This window comes from Pseudomonas sp. TE3644, from assembly GCF_056278815.1.
Genome location: NZ_JBWBQF010000001.1, coordinates 1,625,440 through 1,642,439 on the forward strand (window position 1 = coordinate 1,625,440; position 17,000 = coordinate 1,642,439).

Annotated in this window: 18 protein-coding genes; 9 read left to right on the forward strand and 9 right to left on the reverse strand. The window is 63.7% G+C overall.

Annotated features, from left to right (window positions below; translation table 11 throughout):
• Positions 1-8 precede the first annotated feature (8 nt).
• The 5 genes from ACZ9GA_RS07335 (at position 9) to ACZ9GA_RS07355 (ending at position 6,222) form a co-directional block, all read left to right on the forward strand.
• Positions 9-1,562, forward strand: a complete 1,554-nt coding sequence (locus tag ACZ9GA_RS07335; RefSeq protein WP_457363315.1) for a sugar ABC transporter ATP-binding protein — start codon at positions 9-11, stop codon at positions 1,560-1,562.
• Positions 1,563-1,576: 14 nt separating this feature from the next.
• A complete protein-coding gene (locus tag ACZ9GA_RS07340; protein ID WP_457363314.1) occupies positions 1,577-2,602 on the forward strand; it encodes an ABC transporter permease in 1,026 nt (341 codons plus the stop codon).
• Positions 2,603-2,950: 348 nt separating this feature from the next.
• Entirely contained in the window at positions 2,951-3,355 is a 405-nt protein-coding gene (locus ACZ9GA_RS07345; RefSeq protein WP_457363313.1) for a TraR/DksA family transcriptional regulator, read from the forward strand.
• Between the two features lie 1,305 nt (positions 3,356-4,660).
• Positions 4,661-5,887 (forward strand): methyl-accepting chemotaxis protein, encoded by a 1,227-nt coding sequence (locus ACZ9GA_RS07350; RefSeq protein WP_476227595.1) that lies wholly within the window; start codon positions 4,661-4,663, stop codon positions 5,885-5,887.
• A 119-nt stretch (positions 5,888-6,006) separates the two neighbouring features.
• Positions 6,007-6,222, forward strand: a complete 216-nt coding sequence (locus ACZ9GA_RS07355; protein WP_027979548.1) for a hypothetical protein — start codon at positions 6,007-6,009, stop codon at positions 6,220-6,222.
• Here the strand turns inward: ACZ9GA_RS07355 and ACZ9GA_RS07360 are convergent.
• On the reverse strand, positions 6,210-6,449 hold the full coding sequence (locus ACZ9GA_RS07360) for a DUF2789 domain-containing protein (RefSeq protein ID WP_457363311.1): 240 nt from the start codon (positions 6,447-6,449) through the stop codon (positions 6,210-6,212). The genes ACZ9GA_RS07355 and ACZ9GA_RS07360 overlap by 13 nt on opposite strands.
• 147 nt (positions 6,450-6,596) lie before the next feature.
• On the opposite strand from ACZ9GA_RS07360, the gene ACZ9GA_RS07365 reads away from it, so the two are divergent.
• The gene (locus ACZ9GA_RS07365) at positions 6,597-7,223 is read left to right on the forward strand and encodes a hypothetical protein (RefSeq protein WP_457363310.1); all 627 of its coding nucleotides are present in this window, start codon (positions 6,597-6,599) and stop codon (positions 7,221-7,223) included.
• Positions 7,216-7,794 (forward strand): hypothetical protein, encoded by a 579-nt coding sequence (locus tag ACZ9GA_RS07370; protein ID WP_457363309.1) that lies wholly within the window; start codon positions 7,216-7,218, stop codon positions 7,792-7,794. The genes ACZ9GA_RS07365 and ACZ9GA_RS07370 overlap by 8 nt, the downstream gene beginning before the upstream one ends.
• A 4-nt stretch (positions 7,795-7,798) precedes the next feature.
• Here ACZ9GA_RS07370 and ACZ9GA_RS07375 read toward each other — a convergent pair whose 3' ends face one another.
• On the reverse strand, positions 7,799-8,191 hold the full coding sequence (locus tag ACZ9GA_RS07375) for a hypothetical protein (protein WP_457363308.1): 393 nt from the start codon (positions 8,189-8,191) through the stop codon (positions 7,799-7,801).
• Positions 8,192-8,244: 53 nt separating this feature from the next.
• Positions 8,245-8,487, reverse strand: a complete 243-nt coding sequence (locus tag ACZ9GA_RS07380) for a hypothetical protein (protein WP_457363307.1) — start codon at positions 8,485-8,487, stop codon at positions 8,245-8,247.
• A 378-nt stretch (positions 8,488-8,865) separates the two neighbouring features.
• On the opposite strand from ACZ9GA_RS07380, the gene ACZ9GA_RS07385 reads away from it, so the two are divergent.
• Positions 8,866-9,333, forward strand: a complete 468-nt coding sequence (locus ACZ9GA_RS07385) for a hypothetical protein (protein WP_027979554.1) — start codon at positions 8,866-8,868, stop codon at positions 9,331-9,333.
• Between the two features lie 52 nt (positions 9,334-9,385).
• Complete coding sequence (locus ACZ9GA_RS07390; protein WP_457363306.1) at positions 9,386-10,384, forward strand: ABC transporter substrate-binding protein; 999 nt, start codon at positions 9,386-9,388, stop codon at positions 10,382-10,384.
• Positions 10,385-10,801: 417 nt separating this feature from the next.
• Here the strand turns inward: ACZ9GA_RS07390 and ACZ9GA_RS07395 are convergent, their stop codons facing one another.
• Genes ACZ9GA_RS07395 through ACZ9GA_RS07420 form a run of 6 tightly spaced genes read right to left on the reverse strand, consistent with a single transcriptional unit; the run spans position 10,802 to position 16,781 of the window.
• A complete protein-coding gene (locus tag ACZ9GA_RS07395) occupies positions 10,802-11,146 on the reverse strand; it encodes a Na+/H+ antiporter subunit G (protein WP_457363305.1) in 345 nt (114 codons plus the stop codon).
• Positions 11,143-11,421 carry a K+/H+ antiporter subunit F gene (locus ACZ9GA_RS07400; RefSeq protein ID WP_457363304.1) on the reverse strand — a complete coding sequence of 93 codons (279 nt, stop codon included), beginning with the start codon at positions 11,419-11,421 and terminating at the stop codon, positions 11,143-11,145. Before ACZ9GA_RS07400 ends, ACZ9GA_RS07395 begins: the two co-directional genes overlap by 4 nt.
• On the reverse strand, positions 11,418-11,906 hold the full coding sequence (locus tag ACZ9GA_RS07405) for a Na+/H+ antiporter subunit E (RefSeq protein ID WP_457363303.1): 489 nt from the start codon (positions 11,904-11,906) through the stop codon (positions 11,418-11,420). The genes ACZ9GA_RS07400 and ACZ9GA_RS07405 overlap by 4 nt, the downstream gene beginning before the upstream one ends.
• The gene (locus ACZ9GA_RS07410) at positions 11,903-13,519 is read right to left on the reverse strand and encodes a monovalent cation/H+ antiporter subunit D (RefSeq protein WP_457363302.1); all 1,617 of its coding nucleotides are present in this window, start codon (positions 13,517-13,519) and stop codon (positions 11,903-11,905) included. Before ACZ9GA_RS07410 ends, ACZ9GA_RS07405 begins: the two co-directional genes overlap by 4 nt.
• Positions 13,516-13,860 (reverse strand): Na+/H+ antiporter subunit C, encoded by a 345-nt coding sequence (locus ACZ9GA_RS07415; RefSeq protein ID WP_027979560.1) that lies wholly within the window; start codon positions 13,858-13,860, stop codon positions 13,516-13,518. The genes ACZ9GA_RS07410 and ACZ9GA_RS07415 overlap by 4 nt, the downstream gene beginning before the upstream one ends.
• Positions 13,860-16,781: a monovalent cation/H+ antiporter subunit A gene (locus ACZ9GA_RS07420; RefSeq protein WP_457363301.1), complete on the reverse strand. Its 2,922-nt coding sequence runs from the start codon at positions 16,779-16,781 to the stop codon at positions 13,860-13,862. Before ACZ9GA_RS07420 ends, ACZ9GA_RS07415 begins: the two co-directional genes overlap by 1 nt.
• Between the last annotated feature and the right edge of the window lie 219 nt (positions 16,782-17,000).

The following is a 17,000-nucleotide window of genomic DNA, read 5'->3' on the forward strand; positions in this document are numbered from 1 at the left end:
GCACCTCGATGCTTGCCTATGCCAATGATCCAACCGAACATGAATGCCTGCTGGAAGTGGTGGGCGTGACCAAGCGTTTCCCCGGCGTGACCGCCCTGGACAACGTGCGCCTGAGCGTTCACCGCGGTGAAGTGCTGGCGCTGATGGGCGAGAACGGCGCCGGCAAGTCGACGCTGATGAAGATCATCGCCGGCATCCACCAGCCCGACAGCGGCGAGCTGCGTCTGCGCGGTGCGGCCATTGCCCTGGACAACCCCCTGGCGGCGCTGGAAGCGGGCATTGCCATGATCCATCAGGAACTCAACCTGATGCCGCACATGAGCATCGCCGAGAACATCTGGATCGGCCGTGAGCCGCTGTCGCCCTGGCACCTGGTGGACCACGGGGCCATGCACCGTGCCACCGCGCAACTGCTGGCGCGGCTGCGCATCGACCTGTCGCCGGACGACCTGGTGGGCGAGCTGAGCATCGCCTCGCGGCAGATGGTGGAGATCGCCAAGGCGGTGAGTTACAACTCTGACATCCTGATCATGGATGAGCCCACCTCGGCCATCACCGAGAAAGAAGTGGCTCACCTGTTTTCCATCATCCAGGATCTTAAGGCCCAGGGTAAGGCGATCGTCTACATCACCCACAAGATGGATGAAGTGTTTGCCATTGCCGACCAGGTGGCGGTGTTCCGCGACGGTTGCTTTATCGGTCAGTACCCGGCCAGCAGCCTGGACGGCGACCACCTGATCACCTTGATGGTGGGGCGCGAGCTGACCCAACTGTTCCCCCAGCGTACCCAGCCCTTGGGCGACGTGCGGCTGGCGGCCAGCAACCTGGGGTTGGCGGGTGTGTTCGAGGGCGTGTCGTTCGAACTGCGTGCGGGCGAGGTGCTGGGCATCGCCGGGCTGATGGGGGCTGGGCGCACCAACATCGCCGAGACCCTGTTTGGCATCACCCCGGCCACCCAGGGCGAGATCTTCGTCGACGGCCAGCCGGTGCACATGAACGCCCCCGGCCAGGCCATCGAACTGGGCATGGCCCTGCTCACCGAGGACCGCAAGTTGACCGGGCTGTTTCCGTGCCTGTCGGTGCTGGAAAACATGGAAGTGGCGGTACTGCCCAGCTACGTCGGCCATGGCTTCGTGCATCAGAAAGCCTTGCGGCTGCTGTGCGAGGACATGTGCAAGCGTTTGCGGGTCAAGACCCCGTCGCTGGACCAGTGCATTGACAGCCTGTCGGGCGGCAACCAGCAGAAAGCCCTGCTGGCGCGCTGGCTGATGACCAAGCCACGCGTGCTGATCCTCGACGAGCCGACCCGTGGCGTCGACGTCGGCGCCAAGGCTGAAATCTACCGCTTGATCGCGCAACTGGCCGACGAAGGCCTGGCAGTGATCATGATTTCCTCCGAACTGCCTGAAGTGCTGGGCATGAGCGACCGTGTGATGGTGATGCACGAAGGCCACATGACCGGCATCCTCGACCGCGCCGACGCCACCCAGGAACGCATCATGCACCTGGCCTCGGGCGTTACCGCAGCCGCCCCGCACCTTGATGCGCCAGCGCACGCCTGAACAAGGAACTGACCATGACTACCCTGACTGAAAACAAACCTGTCGTCGCGCCGCCCAACCGTTCGCGTCGGCGCATGCCCACCGAGCTGAGCATCCTGCTGGTGCTGATCGGCATTGGCCTGGTGTTCGAGATCTTCGGCTGGATCGTGCGTGACCAGAGCTTCCTGATGAACTCCCAGCGCCTGGTGCTGATGATTCTGCAGGTGTCGATCATCGGCCTGATCGCCATTGGCGTTACCCAGGTGATCATCACCACGGGTATCGACCTGTCCTCAGGCTCGGTATTGGCGCTGTCGGCCATGGTGGCTGCCAGCCTGGCGCAGAGTTCGGACTATGCCCGGGCGGTGTTCCCGCATCTCACCGACCTGCCGGTGTGGGCGCCGGTGATCGCGGGGCTAGGGGTGGGGTTGTTGGCAGGGGCCATCAACGGCAGCATCATCGCCATGACCGGCATCCCACCCTTCATCGCCACCCTGGGCATGATGGTCTCGGCCCGTGGCCTGGCGCGGCTGTACACCGAAGGGCAACCCATCAGCATGCTCTCGGACAGCTACACGGCCATCGGCCGCGGGGCGATGCCGGTGATCATCTTTTTGGTGGTGGCGGTGATCTTCCATATCGCCCTGCGCTATACGCGCTACGGCAAGTACACCTACGCCATCGGCGGCAACATGCAGGCGGCACGTACCAGCGGCATCAACGTCAAGCGTCACCTGATCATCGTCTACAGCATCGCCGGCCTGCTGGCGGGCCTGGCCGGGGTGGTGGCCTCGGCACGGGCGGCCACGGGCCAGGCGGGCATGGGCATGTCCTATGAACTGGACGCCATCGCCGCCGCAGTGATCGGCGGCACCAGCCTGGTGGGCGGGGTAGGGCGCATCAGTGGCACGGTGATCGGCGCGCTGATCCTTGGCGTGATGGCATCTGGCTTCACTTTTGTCGGTGTCGACGCCTATGTGCAGGACATCATCAAGGGCCTGATCATCGTGGTGGCGGTGGTGATCGACCAGTACCGTAATAAACGCATACTCAAACGCTGATTGGCGTGCGGCTTTTTGCCTGCGTGGCACCGACCCTGGTGCTGCGCGGGCTTTTTTGTGTTTGCAAGCTTATGCCAGCTCGTTCGCAGGTGATGGCAACATTTTTTTCGGGTTGGGTAGCGGCTTGTCAGGTATTTTGCGGCTGCCTAATACATCCGATTGCGTTTATATAGCGGTTATTGGTCAAATCCACCTTCAATTCAGTTGCTGCGCGCGAAAACCGGCCTTAGACTGCCGCCCCTCATAAATTGAGTGCCAGTTGGCGCTTGAAGAATTCCGTGAGGTCGGGCGCTGCCCGGTCACACTACTTGCTTCGCCTTAATGCACGTATTTTTTATAGAGAAATCAATGACAAAGGAAAAGTTGCTGGCCATGCCGGCCGATGACTACATGAATGCCGAGCAACTGGCATTCTTCACCGGGCTGCTGCAGGCGCTGAAGGTGGAAACCCACGAGCGCATTGAGCAGAGCCGCATTGCCATCGAAAGCCTGGACACCCCGGCCGACCCGGCTGACGCCGCTTCGGTTGAAGAAGAGCGCCACTGGCTGGTGAACGTCATCGACCGCGACCAGCGTTCCCTGCCGCAACTGGAGCAGGCCCTGGGTCGCATCGCTGACGAAAGCTTTGGCTGGTGTGATGACAGCGGCGAGCCGATCGGCCTGAAACGCCTGCTGATCAGCCCGACCACCAAGTACTGCATTGAAGCGCAGGAACGTCACGAGCAGATCGACAAGCACCAGCGTCAGGCGTAAACGCTACGCTGCTGTTGGCTGCAATTTCTGTGGGACCTGGCGAAGCTGGGGAAGCGCACGGCTCGATAATTCGGGCGGCTGCTTCCCGAGCTTCGCCCGGTCCCACAGGCGTTTGTGCTGTGGCTAGAAATGCCTGCCGTACCGCGGACTGCTTTTGCTTCCGTGAGGCCTTTGATCTTGATTGTGTGCCCCCGTTAGAGCCCAGGGCCGACCGGAGACGTCGGTCAAGCGGCCTTCAGCGTAGCTGAAGGAGACGGAACCGGAGGCGCTTCTATTCCGGGCCGTCGTCCGCTTGATCGACGTCGGAGGGAGGGGACCCGGAGCGAAGCGTAGGGACCGGGCTCGGGGGCAAGCCTTTTTTGGTTACTTTTTTTGGCGTTTGAAAAAAAGTGACCCGCCGTAAGGGCGGAAAGGTGATTCAGCATCGCTGGTGATAATGGATATGCTCACGGTGTTTGTATCCCGCTTCTGCGGATGCTGGACATATCCATTATCTAGGGTGCGACCACCGGCGGTTTCGCCCTTACGGCGAGTCACTTTTTGGCAGTCGCCCCAAAAAGTAACCAAAAAGGGCTCGCCCCGAGCCTGGGCCCTACGCTGCGCTCCGGGTCCCCTCCCTACGGCGTCGATCAAGCGGACGACGGCCCGGAATAGAAGCGTCTCCGGTTCCGTCTCCTTCAGCTGCGCTGAAGGCCGCTTGATCGACGCCTTCGGTCGGCCCTTGGCTCTAACGGGGCCTAAGATCAAGATCAAAAGCCAGAGCAACAGCAAGATCAAAAGCGAAAGCCAAAGCAGTGCGCTCGCTGAGCGCTTTCGCTGCCGCGCCTAACGGCATAATACGTTCGTCCTTTGCTACCAAGTGATCATAGCCAATTGCCATTACTTGACGTTTAATGACGTCAAAACAACGACAATAGCTATGGAGTACCTGCCATGACGAGAGACGGATCTCTGCTCGACACTGCCCCGCCACAAGCGCCAGCTCGCACATTCTCCTGGCTTCCAGCCCTACAAAGCCTGGCCCTGCTAGGCCTGCTTGCCGCCACGGCCTTCGCCCAATTGCCGTTCTACCTGGCCGCACCCGCCGCCTTGCTGTGCCTGTGGCTGCCCCGCCTGGGCAGGCCGACCCCCATACCTGCCGCCGTTGGCCCCGACCCCGTCGCCCGCTTGACCCGCGACCTGTCGCACACCACCAGCCACAACGCCCTGTCCGCCGCCGGCGTGGCCTTCTCCGTGCGTCAACTGGCGGCGCGGGTGCAGTCGCAACTGGGGGCCGCAGCGCAGATCGTCAGCAGCGCCGAAGTGATGATCGGCACCGAACAGGCCACCTCGCAGCTCAGCCAACAAGCCCTGGGCGCCGCCAGCGAGGCGCATCGCCATGGCGTGGCCGGGCGCGAAGTGCTGGCCGAGTCCATCCATCGCATGCATCAGCTCAGCGAACGCGCCACCGCCAGTCGCGAGTTGATCGAAGCCCTCAGCCAGCGCAGCGAGGACATCCAGCGGGTGACCGCGGTCATTCAGTCCATCGCCAGCCAGACCAACCTGCTGGCGCTCAACGCCGCTATCGAGGCAGCCCGGGCGGGCGAATACGGCCGCGGCTTTGCCGTGGTGGCCGATGAAGTGCGGGGCCTGGCAGGGCGCACCGCCTCGGCCACCGAGGAGGTGGGGCAAATGGTGGCCGATATTCAGTTGCGCACCGCCCAGGTGGTGGAGCAGATCCGGCAGTTGGCCGCCGACCTGGGCGAGGGCGTGGTGCAGGTTGAGCACACGGGCGAGCAATTGGAGACCATCGCGGCCTTGGCGGCGGGGGTGGAAACCCAGGTGGGCGAGATCGCCCGGGGCGCCGAAACCAACCGTGAGCAGCTGGCCAGTTTGTTCCAGGCGGTGGAGCAGATGCGCGAGGACCTTGCGGTCAGCGACGGCCAGACCCGCAGCCTGGCCGAGGCCGCTGCGCAGATGGAAGCCCAGGCAGAGCGCATCAGTGAGCGTCTGGCCGAAGTCGGCCTGGACGATTATCACCAGCGTATCTACGACCTGGCTCGTGAGGGCGCGGTGCAGATTGCTGCCCAGTTCGAGCGGGATGTGGAGCAGGGGCGCGTCAGCCTGGATGACCTGTTCGATCGCACCTACCAGCCGATCGCCAATACGCAGCCAGCCAAGTTCCACACCCGCTTCGATCGCTACGCCGACCAGGTGTTACCCGCTATCCAGGAACCGCTGCTCAGCCGTCATGAGGGCCTGGTGTTCGCCATTGCCTGCACGCCGCAAGGCTACGTGCCCACGCACAACAAGGCCTTCAGCCAGCCGCTGACCGGCGACCAGGCCCACGACACGCTGCACAACCGAACCAAGCGCCGCTTCGATGACCGCACCGGGTCGCGCTGCGGCAGCCATCAGCAAGCGATGCTGCTGCAAACCTATACCCGTGACACGGGCGAGCTGATGCATGACCTGTCGGTGCCGATCACCGTGAAAGGGCGGCATTGGGGCGGGTTGCGGCTCGGTTACGTGCCGCAAAAAGCGCGAGGTTAACCTCGCTTTGTTACCGTTGTGGTAACGCAGCTGTACCAGGATGGGGTATTTGTGGGGCAGTGCCAGGCACTATAATGGCCCATACAGTTAATTTGCTTATGAACTCTCGGGGGGCAATCATGCAAAGCAAAGTCGACGTTGCCGTGATGATCGGCAGCGGCGTACCGGCCAGCCTCCAGGCCATTGGCAGTCGTGTATGTTGGGTTGTATTGGTAAACGGCGAGCGGCGCGGCACCGCTTACGCGAGCCGCGCTGAAGCCGAGGAATGCCGCACTGCCTGGATGGCTCAACTGGCCGTCGATCCCACCCTGCTGGAAACCCGCTACGCCTGCTGATGCAGGCGCAGGTTCAATTCGTCGATGGGAATGGCCCAGTCGCCCCCATCGGCGCGCAACTCTTCTTTCAGGAAGCTGGCCTGGCGTTCGTTCCAGAACGGCGCATCGATCAATTTCACGTCCGCCGGCAACGGGTGGGCACTGATGAACCGGTCGATGCTGGCGGGGTCACCGTCCAGTCCCAATTGCTCGAACAGGGTGCCCAGATTGGTTTGTTCGGTTTCCATGTCATCTCCTTGGCAGCCGGTGCTGCACGCTGAATGCGGTCTGCTTAAGCTATGAAAAGTTTCATGCAAAAGAGTTCGATCGGGCTCTAAACCTTATTCCAGAGCGGCCGACAAGGTGGCTTCAAAAATGGAATAAGGATTTTCGCTGTGAAGAGTCTGATTCAACTGCTGGCTGTGGCCGTGATCGCATCGCTGGCGGGCTGTGTGTCCTACACCCCCTCGGGACCCATTGGCGCCCCCTTGGCCAAGGCGCCAGCCACGTTGCCCATGGGCGCCCAGGTGGCCGACGTGGTGGTCAGCGTGCCCAAGCTCAATGACGCCAAGCGTGGCGTGATCGGTCAGCAATTGACTGACCAGATTACCCAGTACGTGGGCTTGAGCGATTACTTCCACCAGGTGGTCAGCTTCCCGGCCAAGGCCGCGGGGGACGACGTGGTGCTCAAATTCGACTTCACCCACCTGTACGGCCATCGCGGCATGCATCCGGCGTACCTGCCAGGCGCGCTGTTGACCCTGACCATCTGGATCTGGGTGGATGGTCCGATCTATACCGATACGCTCGACCTGTCGGGCACCCTCACTATCGAAGATGCCCACGGCAAGCCCTTGGCCAAGGTGCAGGACAGCGTTGACCTGAAACGCAACATTGGCCTGTACGACCGCGAATACTGGGCGCCGACCCTGGGCAGGCCGCAAATGCGCGAACTGGTGGCCAAGCTGTTGGCCGATGGCACCGCCAAACTGCCCAAGCCAGAGGTCGCTGCCCATGAGTAAGTGGCGACTGCTGTGCCTGCTGATGCTGACCCAACTGGGCGGCTGTCTGTCCTACGCCCATCATGATGTGGCGCAGGTGGGGCAGTGGCCGCCGGTGGCGCCTGACTCGGCGCACAAGCCGCGCGTCTACGTCAGCTTGGTCGCCGAGCATCAGTTCAACGGTACGCCAGCAGCGGGCGGCGTCGATGCCGTGCGCTGGCAGCAGGCGCTGGTGGATACCTACAGCGCCTCGGGGCTGTTCCAGCAGGTGACCACGCAGAAGGTCGAGTCGGACGTCTATGCCCAGGCTCATCTGCTCAACCAGGAGAAAGGTGTGTTGGCCATGGCCTACATCACCGGTTTCACGCTGTTCCTGGTGCCGTCGAAGTTCGACAACGTGCTGACCCTGGAGACGGTTTACAAGGACCGCGACGGTAAGGTCCTGGGCACGGTGCGCAAAAGCGAGACGATCACCACCTGGATGCAGACGCTGTTGATCTTCGCGGCACCGTTCAATCCTGGCCCGGACGCGGTCATCCGGGAATTGGCGCAGAGCTCGCTGCAAGAGGCGCTGCAACGCAAGCTGATCTGACGCCTCAGGCGTCGGTATCGATGCTGCGTGAATCGGTGTTCTGCACATCCGCCGTCTGTTGCGGGCGCGCCGGCACCGTGGTGGCCAGGTCCCGGGCGATGTTGGCCGCCATCATGCTGGCGCGGGCGCGGATCAGCGCCAGGTTGCGCTCGGCCACGCTGTGATATTCGGCGCTCTGGGCGGCCATGAACTCGTGCAGTTCCCGGCGCGCCTGACTCTTGAGTTGGGCGACTTTCTGGTTATGCTCGCGGGTGCGGCGCCGGGCTGCCGTTTGCTGGGCCGCCTGACGCTTGGCTGCGGCAGCCTTGCTGGCGGCGGCCTCGGCATCGGCGCGTAATTTGGCAGCATCTTCGCCAATCAGGCCGAACAGCGTGTTGACCGGGGTGATGTCCATCATGGCGTCCACTTCCTGGGAGTTTGCCCATTGTATCGGCGGCGCTACAAAGTCCTTTAGCAGGTTTCCAGATGGCGGGCCAGGTTGCATGCGGCCAGATGGTTTTGCCTGAACCCCAGTATTCGCCCGGTGGCAGCCTCGCGGATATGGAAGAAGTCGCGCCCGGCCGGAATCACTTGGTAGCGCGGCGCACAACGGTAGCCCCGCAGGCCCTTGAGCCGGTACAATGCAACGCCGAAGTCGATAGTTGCGTCCGGCGTGTCGATATTTTCTCGACGGCTTTCCATTGAATCGTGCATATTCGTTCCTTCCCGTGGGGCGCCCTGGGCACCGACTGCCTGCTACGCTGACCCCCATGGTCGAGCGAGTTGCATAGCTATCGCACTTTTTACTTCGTCACGATGTAGGAAAAGGCACTTTTGTCTGCGGCGTATTGCTGATTCCCGTGATCGGGCAATGCCTGACATGTCCGGGTGTTTTTTCCTTCAAGGGCAGTCGCTATCTGCGAGCGTCCCCAGCGGATGCTTTCCTTTAGTCTTGCGCAGCGGCGGGCCGCCGCACGGCTTGCCCATGGACTTGTTTTTTGTTGTTCCGCGCCTTGGTTTTCGGGTGTGGACAGGTTCAGTTCAACTGTCTATCTCACGCCAGACAGTGTTTTCATTTCGAGGATTTTTTAATTGGCAGTAAGTAATCTGGAAATGCACGCCTTGTTCGTGCTGGGCGATCTTCGCGCCAAACTGGTGAAACTATTTCAATCGCGTTTCGTGTATGTCACCGAACAAACGGCCGAAGGTATTTACATGGCCGAGATCGACACCGAGAGTGCGCTGGTGGTGGACGACAAGCCCCGCCTGGAACTCAAGGTCGGCGACCATTTCCGCGCCGCGGTATTGCCCAGCCGTGAAGGCGGGAAGTTTGAAATCAAGTTCCGTGAGATCAAGTTGGCGGTGTATGGCCTGGGCGAATACGCCTTTGTCAGTACGGCCGACGGCGAAGGCATTGTCTTCAAGGAAAGCCAGACCGTGGTCATGGTGTTCGCCGCCAAGGAACAATTGCAGGGCGGCCTGGCCAAAACCTTGAAAGCAGCGTCTTCCAAGGCGGCCAAGTTTCGCAAGGGCGAGTTGACGTTCAAACCCAGCGAGTAACGCGTGGGCGGTGGTCTACAGTCAGTGGGTGCTGACTGTAGAGGCCTTGCCGATGAAAGTGATACTCCCCGTGGTGTTCTGGTGCCTGACGCTGCTGGCCGCTCCCGTGCGCGCCGCGCCTGCCCCCATCCATTTTGCCGACCTTAATTGGGAAAGCGGCAGCCTGATCACCGAAATCCTGCGGCTGGTGGTGGAGAAGGGCTACGACTTGCCCACGGATACCCTGCCGGGTACCACCATCACGCTTGAGACGGCGCTGGCGAAAAACGACATTCAAGTCATCGCCGAAGAGTGGGCGGGGCGCAGCCCGGTCTGGGTCAAGGCCGAGGCCGCCGGCCAGGTCAAGGGCCTGGGCAACCTGGTGGACGGTGCCACCGAAGGCTGGTGGGTGCCCGAATACGTGATCAAGGGCGACCCCGCACGGGGCCTCAAACCCCTGGCGCCGGACTTGAGCAGCGTCAGCGACCTGCCGCGCTACAAGGATGTGTTCCGTGACCCCGAGGAGCCGGGCAAGGGCCGTTTCCTCAACAGCCCTATCGGCTGGACGTCAGAAGTGGTCAATGGCCAGAAGCTCAAAGCCTACGGGCTGACTGACAGCTACACCAATTTCCGCTCCGGCAGCGGCGCGGCGCTGGATGCCGAGATCAGCTCGTCGATCAAGCGTGGCCAGCCGGTGCTGTTTTATTACTGGTCACCCACGCCGTTGCTGGGCCGCTACAAGCTGGTGCAGTTGCAGGAGCCGCCGTTCGACGCCGAGGCCTGGAAAACCCTGACCCAGGCCGACAACCCCACGCCACGGCCGACGCGTTCGCCTCCGTCGATCCTGTCGGTGGGGGTATCGTCGGCGTTCGCCCATGATTACCCGCAGTTGGCGACGTTCTTTGCGCAGGTCAAACTGCCCATCGACGACCTGAACAAAGCGCTCGCCAGCATGAGCGAAGCTCACCAGCCGCCACGGCAGGCGGCCACCGCCTTCCTCAAAGCCCATCCCGATCTGTGGCGCAGCTGGGTGCCGGAACCTGTCGCCGCCAAGGTCGCGGCGGCCTTGTAGGGATTCACGCTGTGGCAGACTCACCGCGCCGCCTGTGACGCAGCCTGTCGGCAGCTGCTACGAGGGCACGTACGCCTTGTCAATTGCGGCGTCTGCATCGCGGCCAAGGCCGGCTCCTACCACGGACGATGCAGGAGCGGACTTTAGTCGCGATGCAGACAACGCGGTTTCAAGACAGTTGCTGCCACAGAAGCGGGGTACACACTGTGGGAGCGGGTTCTACCCGCGAAAAGAACACCGCGTAGTATCTGACGCCCCGTGGTGTCCTTTTCGCGGGTAGAACCCGCTCCCACAAAGACGGTTGCTGCCACAGGACGGCGTCGTCAGCATCGCGGCCAAGGCCGGCTCCTACCACGCACGGCGTAGGAGCCGACTTTAGTCGCGATGCCGGCAACACGGTCCCAAGACAACCGCGATTCAGTCGCGGCTGCTGACTTCACCCGGCACCGGCTCGCCTGCCATGCGCTTGCGGAACAACGCCGCACGCGCCAGCAGCAGGGTGGTGACCGGCACGGTGATCGCCAGCAGGATCGGAATCAGCCAGGCGTGCAGCACCGGCCCGTGCGCAAGCCCGGAAAAGAACAGCACCGACGCCAACGCCACGCACCAGGCCCCCAGGGTCGAGGCCAGGGCAGGCGGGTGCATGCGCTGGAAGTAGTCCTTCAGCCGCACCAGGCCAATGGCCCCCAGCAAGGCGAACAGGCTGCCCAGCAATAGCAGCAGGCCGACCGCCAGCTGAATCCACACCGGCATCTCGTTCATTCGATCACCTCGCCGCGCAGCAGGAATTTGGCCAGGGCAAACGAGCCGACAAAGCCAAACAGGGCAATCAGCAGCGCCGCCTCGAAGTAGGTCTCGCTGGCGTAGCGAATGCCCAGCGCCAGCATGGTCAGCATGCCCAGCAGGTTGAGGTAGTCCAGTGCCAATACCCGGTCCTGGGCCGAAGGGCCCTTGAACAGTCGGTACAAGGTCAGCACCATGGCCAGGGCAAAGATGGCCAGGCTCAGGACGATGGCGTGGTCGAGCAGGGCACTCATTCGAAGATCTCCATCAGCGGACGCTCGTAGGTGGTCTTGAAGTGCTCGATAAAGCGCGCCTCGTCCTGCAAATCGAACACGTGCAACAGCAGGATGCTGCGGTCCAGCGCCAGCTCTGACCAGACCGTGCCCGGTACTACCGTGGTGATGGTCGACAACGCCGCCAGGCCGCTGGCATCACGCAGGTCCAGGGGTACTTTGACGAACGTCGAGCGCGGCGGCCGGCGGCCCAGGTTCAGCACGCCCCAGGCCACTTGCAGGTTCGACACCACCACGTCGATGCCGACGCGGCCCAGCAGGCGCAGGATCACCCAGGGTTTGCGGATGCGCACCGGCTGCGGGCGCAATGAGCGCATCAGCAGCGGTGCCAGCACCCCCAGCAGCACCGCCAGGATCAGATTGCCGGCGCTCAGCGACACATTCAGCAGCAGCCACAGCAGGGCACAGGCCAACGACAGCAGCGGGGCAGGAAACAGGCGATTCATGGGCGCACCTGGGCCGTCATCACGGCGTTGATGTAGTGACTGGGGTCATCCAGCCCGGCGGCCGTGGCTTGCACGTAGCCCAGCAGCGCTTCGCCCTGCACTGTCAGCAGCAGGCACAACCCCAGCAGCACGACGATGGGAATGCATTCGAACCGCCGCAGCAGCGGCGAGGGGCGCTCTTGCGGGGTCCAGAAGCGCTGGATGCCGACGCGGGTCATGGCCAGCAAGGTGCCCAGCCCGGAGAGGATCAACAACGTCACGAGGGTCCACGCCGCAGGACTGGCATCGATGAACAGCACGCGGATCAGGTTGAGCTTGGCGATGAAACCCGACAGCGGCGGCATGCCGATCACCAGCAGGGCGCAGGCGATGTAGCTCAGGCCCAGGAAGGCCATGGTCCAGGGGATCACTTGGCCGACCACCGCTTTCTGTTCGTCATCCAGGTTGATGCCCTTGGGCGGGTGCAGGGACTCCACCGGGCGCGGCAGCAGGTCGCTGTCATCCTCAAGGGGCAGGTCGTTGGCCGAGCGCGAGCGCTCGATCAGTTCGGCCAGCAGGAACAGCGCGCACAGCGCCAGGGTGGAGCTGACCAGATAGAACAGCGCGCCCGCTGTAATGGCCGTGACTCCAAAACCGATGGCCGCCAGCAGCGTGCCCGCCGACACCAGGATGCTCAGGCTGGCCATGCGCTCCAGGCGCTGGGCCGCCAGCACGGCAATGCCGGCGACAGCGATGGTGGCCAGGCCGCCGGCCAGCAGCCAGTCGCCACCAAAGTGCGCCGAGGCGCCGGCCTGGCTGGAAAACAGCAGGGTCCACAGGCGCAGCAGGGTATACACGCCCACCTTGGTCATGATCGCGAACAGCGCCGCCACCGGCGCACTGGCTGACGCATAGGCCGGCACCAGCCAGAAATTCAGCGGCCACATGCCGGCCTTGGCCAGGAAGGCGGTAGCCAGGATAGCCACGCCTGCGTGCAACAGGCCCAGGTCGGCAGCCGGCACTTGCGGGATCTTCACCGCCAGGTCGGCCAGGTTGAGCGTGCCGGTGACCCCGTAGATCATCGCCGCGCCAATCAGGAACAGCGACGAGGCCAGCAGGTTGATGGCGATGTAGTGCAAACCCGACGACACCCGTGCCCGCCCCGAACCATGCAGCAGCATGCCGTAGGACGCCGCGAGCAACACTTCGAAGAATACGAACAGGTTGAACAAGTCCGCAGTGAGAAAGGCGCCATACAGACCCATCAACTGGATCTGGAACAAGGCGTGAAAGCTGGCGCCTGCCCGGTCCCAGCGCGCCGTGGCAAACAACAGCGCAGCACTGGCGACAATCCCGGTTAGCACCAGCATCAGCGCCGACAGCCGATCGAGCACCAGCACGATGCCGAACGGCGCTGGCCAGTTGCCGGGCAGGTACACGCCGATGGCGGTGGACTGATCCTGCTGCTGCGCACCGTGCAGCAGCACGGCGGCAATGCCCAGCCCGGCAAAGGTGGACAGCAGGTTGATCCGCGCCTTCAGCGGGCGATGTTTTTCACCCAGCAACAGCATCACGGCGGCGGTCAGCAGCGGCAACAGGATGGGCGCGATCAGCAGCGCAGGCATCAGGCTCATTCGCCGCGCTCCCGGCCGTCCACATGGTCCGTGCCGGTCAGGCCGCGGGAGGCCAGCAGTACCACCAGGAACAGTGCCGTCATGGCGAAGCTGATGACGATCGCGGTCAGCACCAGCGCCTGGGGCAGGGGATCGGTGTAGTTGAGCAGGTCCTGGGGCACGCCGTCCTTGATGATCGGCGGCTTGCCGATAAACAGGCTGCCCATGCTGAAGATGAACAGGTTGACCCCGTAGGACAGCAGGCACAGCCCCATGATCACCTGGAAGGTACGTGGCCGCAGGATCAGCCATACCCCTGAGGCGGCGAGCACGCCGATGGCGATTGCAATGACTTCTTCCATCAGGCACTCCCGGGCGTTGGGGTCACGGGCTTGGGCAGCGCCGTGGGTTTATGGGCGCGCACCGATTGGTGCGCGAGGGCAGTGAGGATCAGTAATGTCGAGCCCACCACCACGCAGAACACGCCGATGTCGAAGAACAGCGCGCTGGCCACGTGCACCTCGCCCAGCACGGGCAGGTGCAGGTGGGCGGTGTGGGTGGTCAGGAACGGGTAGCCCAGCAGCATCGCACCGATGCCGGTCAGGGTGGCGCACAGCAGCCCCACGCCCATCCAGCGCTGCGGCCGCAGGCGCATGTGCGCCTCTACCCACTGGGTGCCGGCCACCATGTACTGCAGGATGAACGCCACCGCCATCACCAGCCCGGCGACAAAGCCGCCCCCCGGCTGGTTGTGGCCACGCATGAACAGGTACATGGACACCACCAGCGCGATGGGCAGCAACAGGCGCACCAGCACCGCGGGCACCATCATGAAGCCCAGCGCGGTATCGCTGGCGTGGCGCGGGTTGACCAGGTCGGTGACCACGTCGGGCGCCAGCAGGCGTTGCTGGGCGGGCAATTGGATGCTTTCGCGGGGCGGCCGGAAGCGGCGCAGCAGGGCGTAGATGGCCAGCGCGGTGGCGACCAGCACGGTGATCTCGCCCAGGGTGTCGAAACCGCGGAAGTCCACCAGCATGACGTTGACCACGTTGCTGCCGCCGCCCTCGGGCAGGGCTCGGCGCAGGTAGAACTCGGAAATCACATTGGGCGTGGGCCGGGTCAGCATGGCGTAGGACAGCGCGGCCATGCCGCCGCCCACCGCCACCGCCAGCAGCAGGTCGCGCAGGCGCCGCAGCCGTGCCCGGCCTTCGCTGCCGGGCAGCGGCAGGGCGTCTTCGATGCGTCGTGGCAGCCAGCGCAGGCCCAGCAGGATCAGCACCGTGGTGACTACTTCTACCACCAGTTGCGTCAGGGCCAGGTCCGGTGCCGAGAACCAGATGAAGGTGACGCAGGTCATCAGCCCGCAGACGCTGACCATGGTCAGCGCCGCCAGCCGGTGATACTTGGCCTGCCAGGCGGCGCCCAGGGCGCAGGCAATGGCGATCAGCCACAGGGCGACGAATACCCCGGAGCCGGCGATCTTGGGGCGCGTGCCCCAGGCCAGGCCGGAGTGCAGCAACGGCAGCAGGCCGGCTACCACGGCCACCAGTACCAGCATGAACAGCTGCGTTTGCAGGCGCCGGGTGGTCAGCAGCCGTTCGCAGCGTTTGGCCAGACGCATCATCAGCACCAGGCTGCGCTCGAACAGTCGTTTGCCATTCAGGCGGCCCACCAGCGGTGGCTGTTGCAGGCGGCCGCGGCGCAGCTGCCCGCGCAGCAGCAGGTACAGCACGATGCCGGCGGCCATGGCGATCAGGCTCATGATCAGCGGCGCATTGAAACCGTGCCAGATCGCCAGGCTGTAGGCCGGCAACTCGCCGCCCACCACCGGCAGTGCGGCAGCGGCCAGCAGCGGGCCCACCGATTGCGCGGGGAAGATACCGACCACCAGGCACAGCATCACCAGCAGTTCCACCGGGGCGCGCATCCAGCGGGGCGGTTCGTGGGGTACGTGGGGCAGGTCGGTGGCGGGCGGCCCGAAGAATACGTCGGCGGTAAAGCGCAGCGCGTAGACCACGCTGAACGTGCCGGCCAGGGTGGCCACCGCCGGCAGCGCGGCCTCGACCCAGGCGGTGGAGGTGATAAACACGGTTTCGGCGAAGAACATTTCCTTGGACAGGAACCCGTTCATCAACGGCACCCCGGCCATGGCGGCGCTGGCTACCATGGCCAGGGTGGCGGTAAACGGTATCAGCCGGAACAGCCCGCTCAGGCGACGGATGTCGCGGGTGCCGCTTTCATGGTCAATGATGCCCGCGGCCATGAACAGCGAGGCCTTGAAAGTGGCGTGGTTGAGGATGTGGAACACCGCCGCCACGGCGGCCAGCGGGCTGTTGAGCCCCAGCAGCAGGGTGATCAGCCCCAGGTGGCTGATGGTGGAGTAAGCCAGCAGGCCCTTGAGGTCGTTCTGGAACATTGCTGCGTAGGCGCCCAGCAACAGGGTGCAGGCCCCGGCGCCGCTGACAATCCAGAACCACTGCTCGCTGCCCGACAGTGACGGCCACAGCCGCGCCAGCAGGAACACCCCGGCCTTGACCATGGTGGCCGAGTGCAGGTAAGCCGACACCGGCGTCGGCGCCGCCATGGCGTGGGGCAGCCAGAAGTGGAAGGGGAACTGCGCGCTTTTGCTCAAGGCGCCGATCAGGATCAGCGTCAGCAAAACCGGGTAGAGGTGGCTGGCGCGGATTTGCTCGCCGGCCGCCAGCACCGTGTCCAGGTCGTAGCTGCCCGTGACCTGGCCCAGCAGCAATACGCCGGCCAGCAGGCACAGGCCGCCCGCGCCGGTGACGGCCAGGGCCATGTAGGCGCCGCGGCGCGCGTCGGCGCGGTGGTGCCAGTAGCCGATCAGCAGGAACGAGAACAGGCTGGTCAGTTCCCAGAAGAACACCATTTGCACCAGGTTGCCGGAAATCACCAGGCCCAGCATGGCGCCCATGAACGCCAGGAAAAAGGCAAAGAAACGCGGCACCGGATCGTCCGGCGACATGTAATAGCGCGCATACAGCGACACCAGCGTGCCGATGCCCAGCACCAGCAGCGAGAACAACCAGGCAAAGCCGTCCATGCGCAGCGTCAGGTTCAGGCCCAGGCTGGGCAGCCACGCATAGGTTTCACGGATGACGCCGCCATGGGCTACCTGCGGGTACATCAAGGCCACGGCGACAGTGCCAGTCAGGGCCACAAGACCCGCCAGAATGGACTCGCGGTTACGCGCATCATGGGGCAGCACGGCTGCCAGGCAGCTACCGATAAAGGGCAGAAGCAGTAGAACTATCAATGACATAGTGGTCTGATCTGCTGGAGTGGATTAAGGATCATACGGGGGCAGGCGGGCATCACCAACCATGAATCTGTGGCAGAACCCTACAATAGTGGTCTATTTGCCAGCTTTTTCATGACAAAATTTTACAAGACCGATCCCATCGTAGCCGCTGCCGAAGGCTGCGCTGGCCCTACGCCACGCTGGAGAGCATCAGGGCTCACGCGGGCCAGCGCAGCCTAC

Excerpts from the sequence above, each read along its gene's own strand:
- ACZ9GA_RS07345 (WP_457363313.1), top strand. The coding sequence starts at position 2,951 with ATGACAAAGGAAAAGTTGCTGGCCATGCCGGCCGATGACTACATGAAT.
- ACZ9GA_RS07380 (WP_457363307.1), bottom strand. The coding sequence starts at position 8,487 with ATGCACGATTCAATGGAAAGCCGTCGAGAAAATATCGACACGCCGGAC.
- ACZ9GA_RS07390 (WP_457363306.1), top strand. The coding sequence starts at position 9,386 with ATGAAAGTGATACTCCCCGTGGTGTTCTGGTGCCTGACGCTGCTGGCC.
- ACZ9GA_RS07340 (WP_457363314.1), top strand. The coding sequence starts at position 1,577 with ATGACTACCCTGACTGAAAACAAACCTGTCGTCGCGCCGCCCAACCGT.
- ACZ9GA_RS07335 (WP_457363315.1), top strand. The coding sequence starts at position 9 with ATGCTTGCCTATGCCAATGATCCAACCGAACATGAATGCCTGCTGGAA.
- ACZ9GA_RS07360 (WP_457363311.1), bottom strand. The coding sequence starts at position 6,449 with ATGGAAACCGAACAAACCAATCTGGGCACCCTGTTCGAGCAATTGGGA.
- ACZ9GA_RS07350 (WP_476227595.1), top strand. The coding sequence starts at position 4,661 with ATGATCGGCACCGAACAGGCCACCTCGCAGCTCAGCCAACAAGCCCTG.
- ACZ9GA_RS07355 (WP_027979548.1), top strand. The coding sequence starts at position 6,007 with ATGCAAAGCAAAGTCGACGTTGCCGTGATGATCGGCAGCGGCGTACCG.
- ACZ9GA_RS07370 (WP_457363309.1), top strand. The coding sequence starts at position 7,216 with ATGAGTAAGTGGCGACTGCTGTGCCTGCTGATGCTGACCCAACTGGGC.
- ACZ9GA_RS07415 (WP_027979560.1), bottom strand. The coding sequence starts at position 13,860 with ATGGAAGAAGTCATTGCAATCGCCATCGGCGTGCTCGCCGCCTCAGGG.
- ACZ9GA_RS07410 (WP_457363302.1), bottom strand. The coding sequence starts at position 13,519 with ATGAGCCTGATGCCTGCGCTGCTGATCGCGCCCATCCTGTTGCCGCTG.
- ACZ9GA_RS07420 (WP_457363301.1), bottom strand. The coding sequence starts at position 16,781 with ATGTCATTGATAGTTCTACTGCTTCTGCCCTTTATCGGTAGCTGCCTG.
- ACZ9GA_RS07405 (WP_457363303.1), bottom strand. The coding sequence starts at position 11,906 with ATGAATCGCCTGTTTCCTGCCCCGCTGCTGTCGTTGGCCTGTGCCCTG.
- ACZ9GA_RS07400 (WP_457363304.1), bottom strand. The coding sequence starts at position 11,421 with ATGAGTGCCCTGCTCGACCACGCCATCGTCCTGAGCCTGGCCATCTTT.
- ACZ9GA_RS07395 (WP_457363305.1), bottom strand. The coding sequence starts at position 11,146 with ATGAACGAGATGCCGGTGTGGATTCAGCTGGCGGTCGGCCTGCTGCTA.
- ACZ9GA_RS07375 (WP_457363308.1), bottom strand. The coding sequence starts at position 8,191 with ATGATGGACATCACCCCGGTCAACACGCTGTTCGGCCTGATTGGCGAA.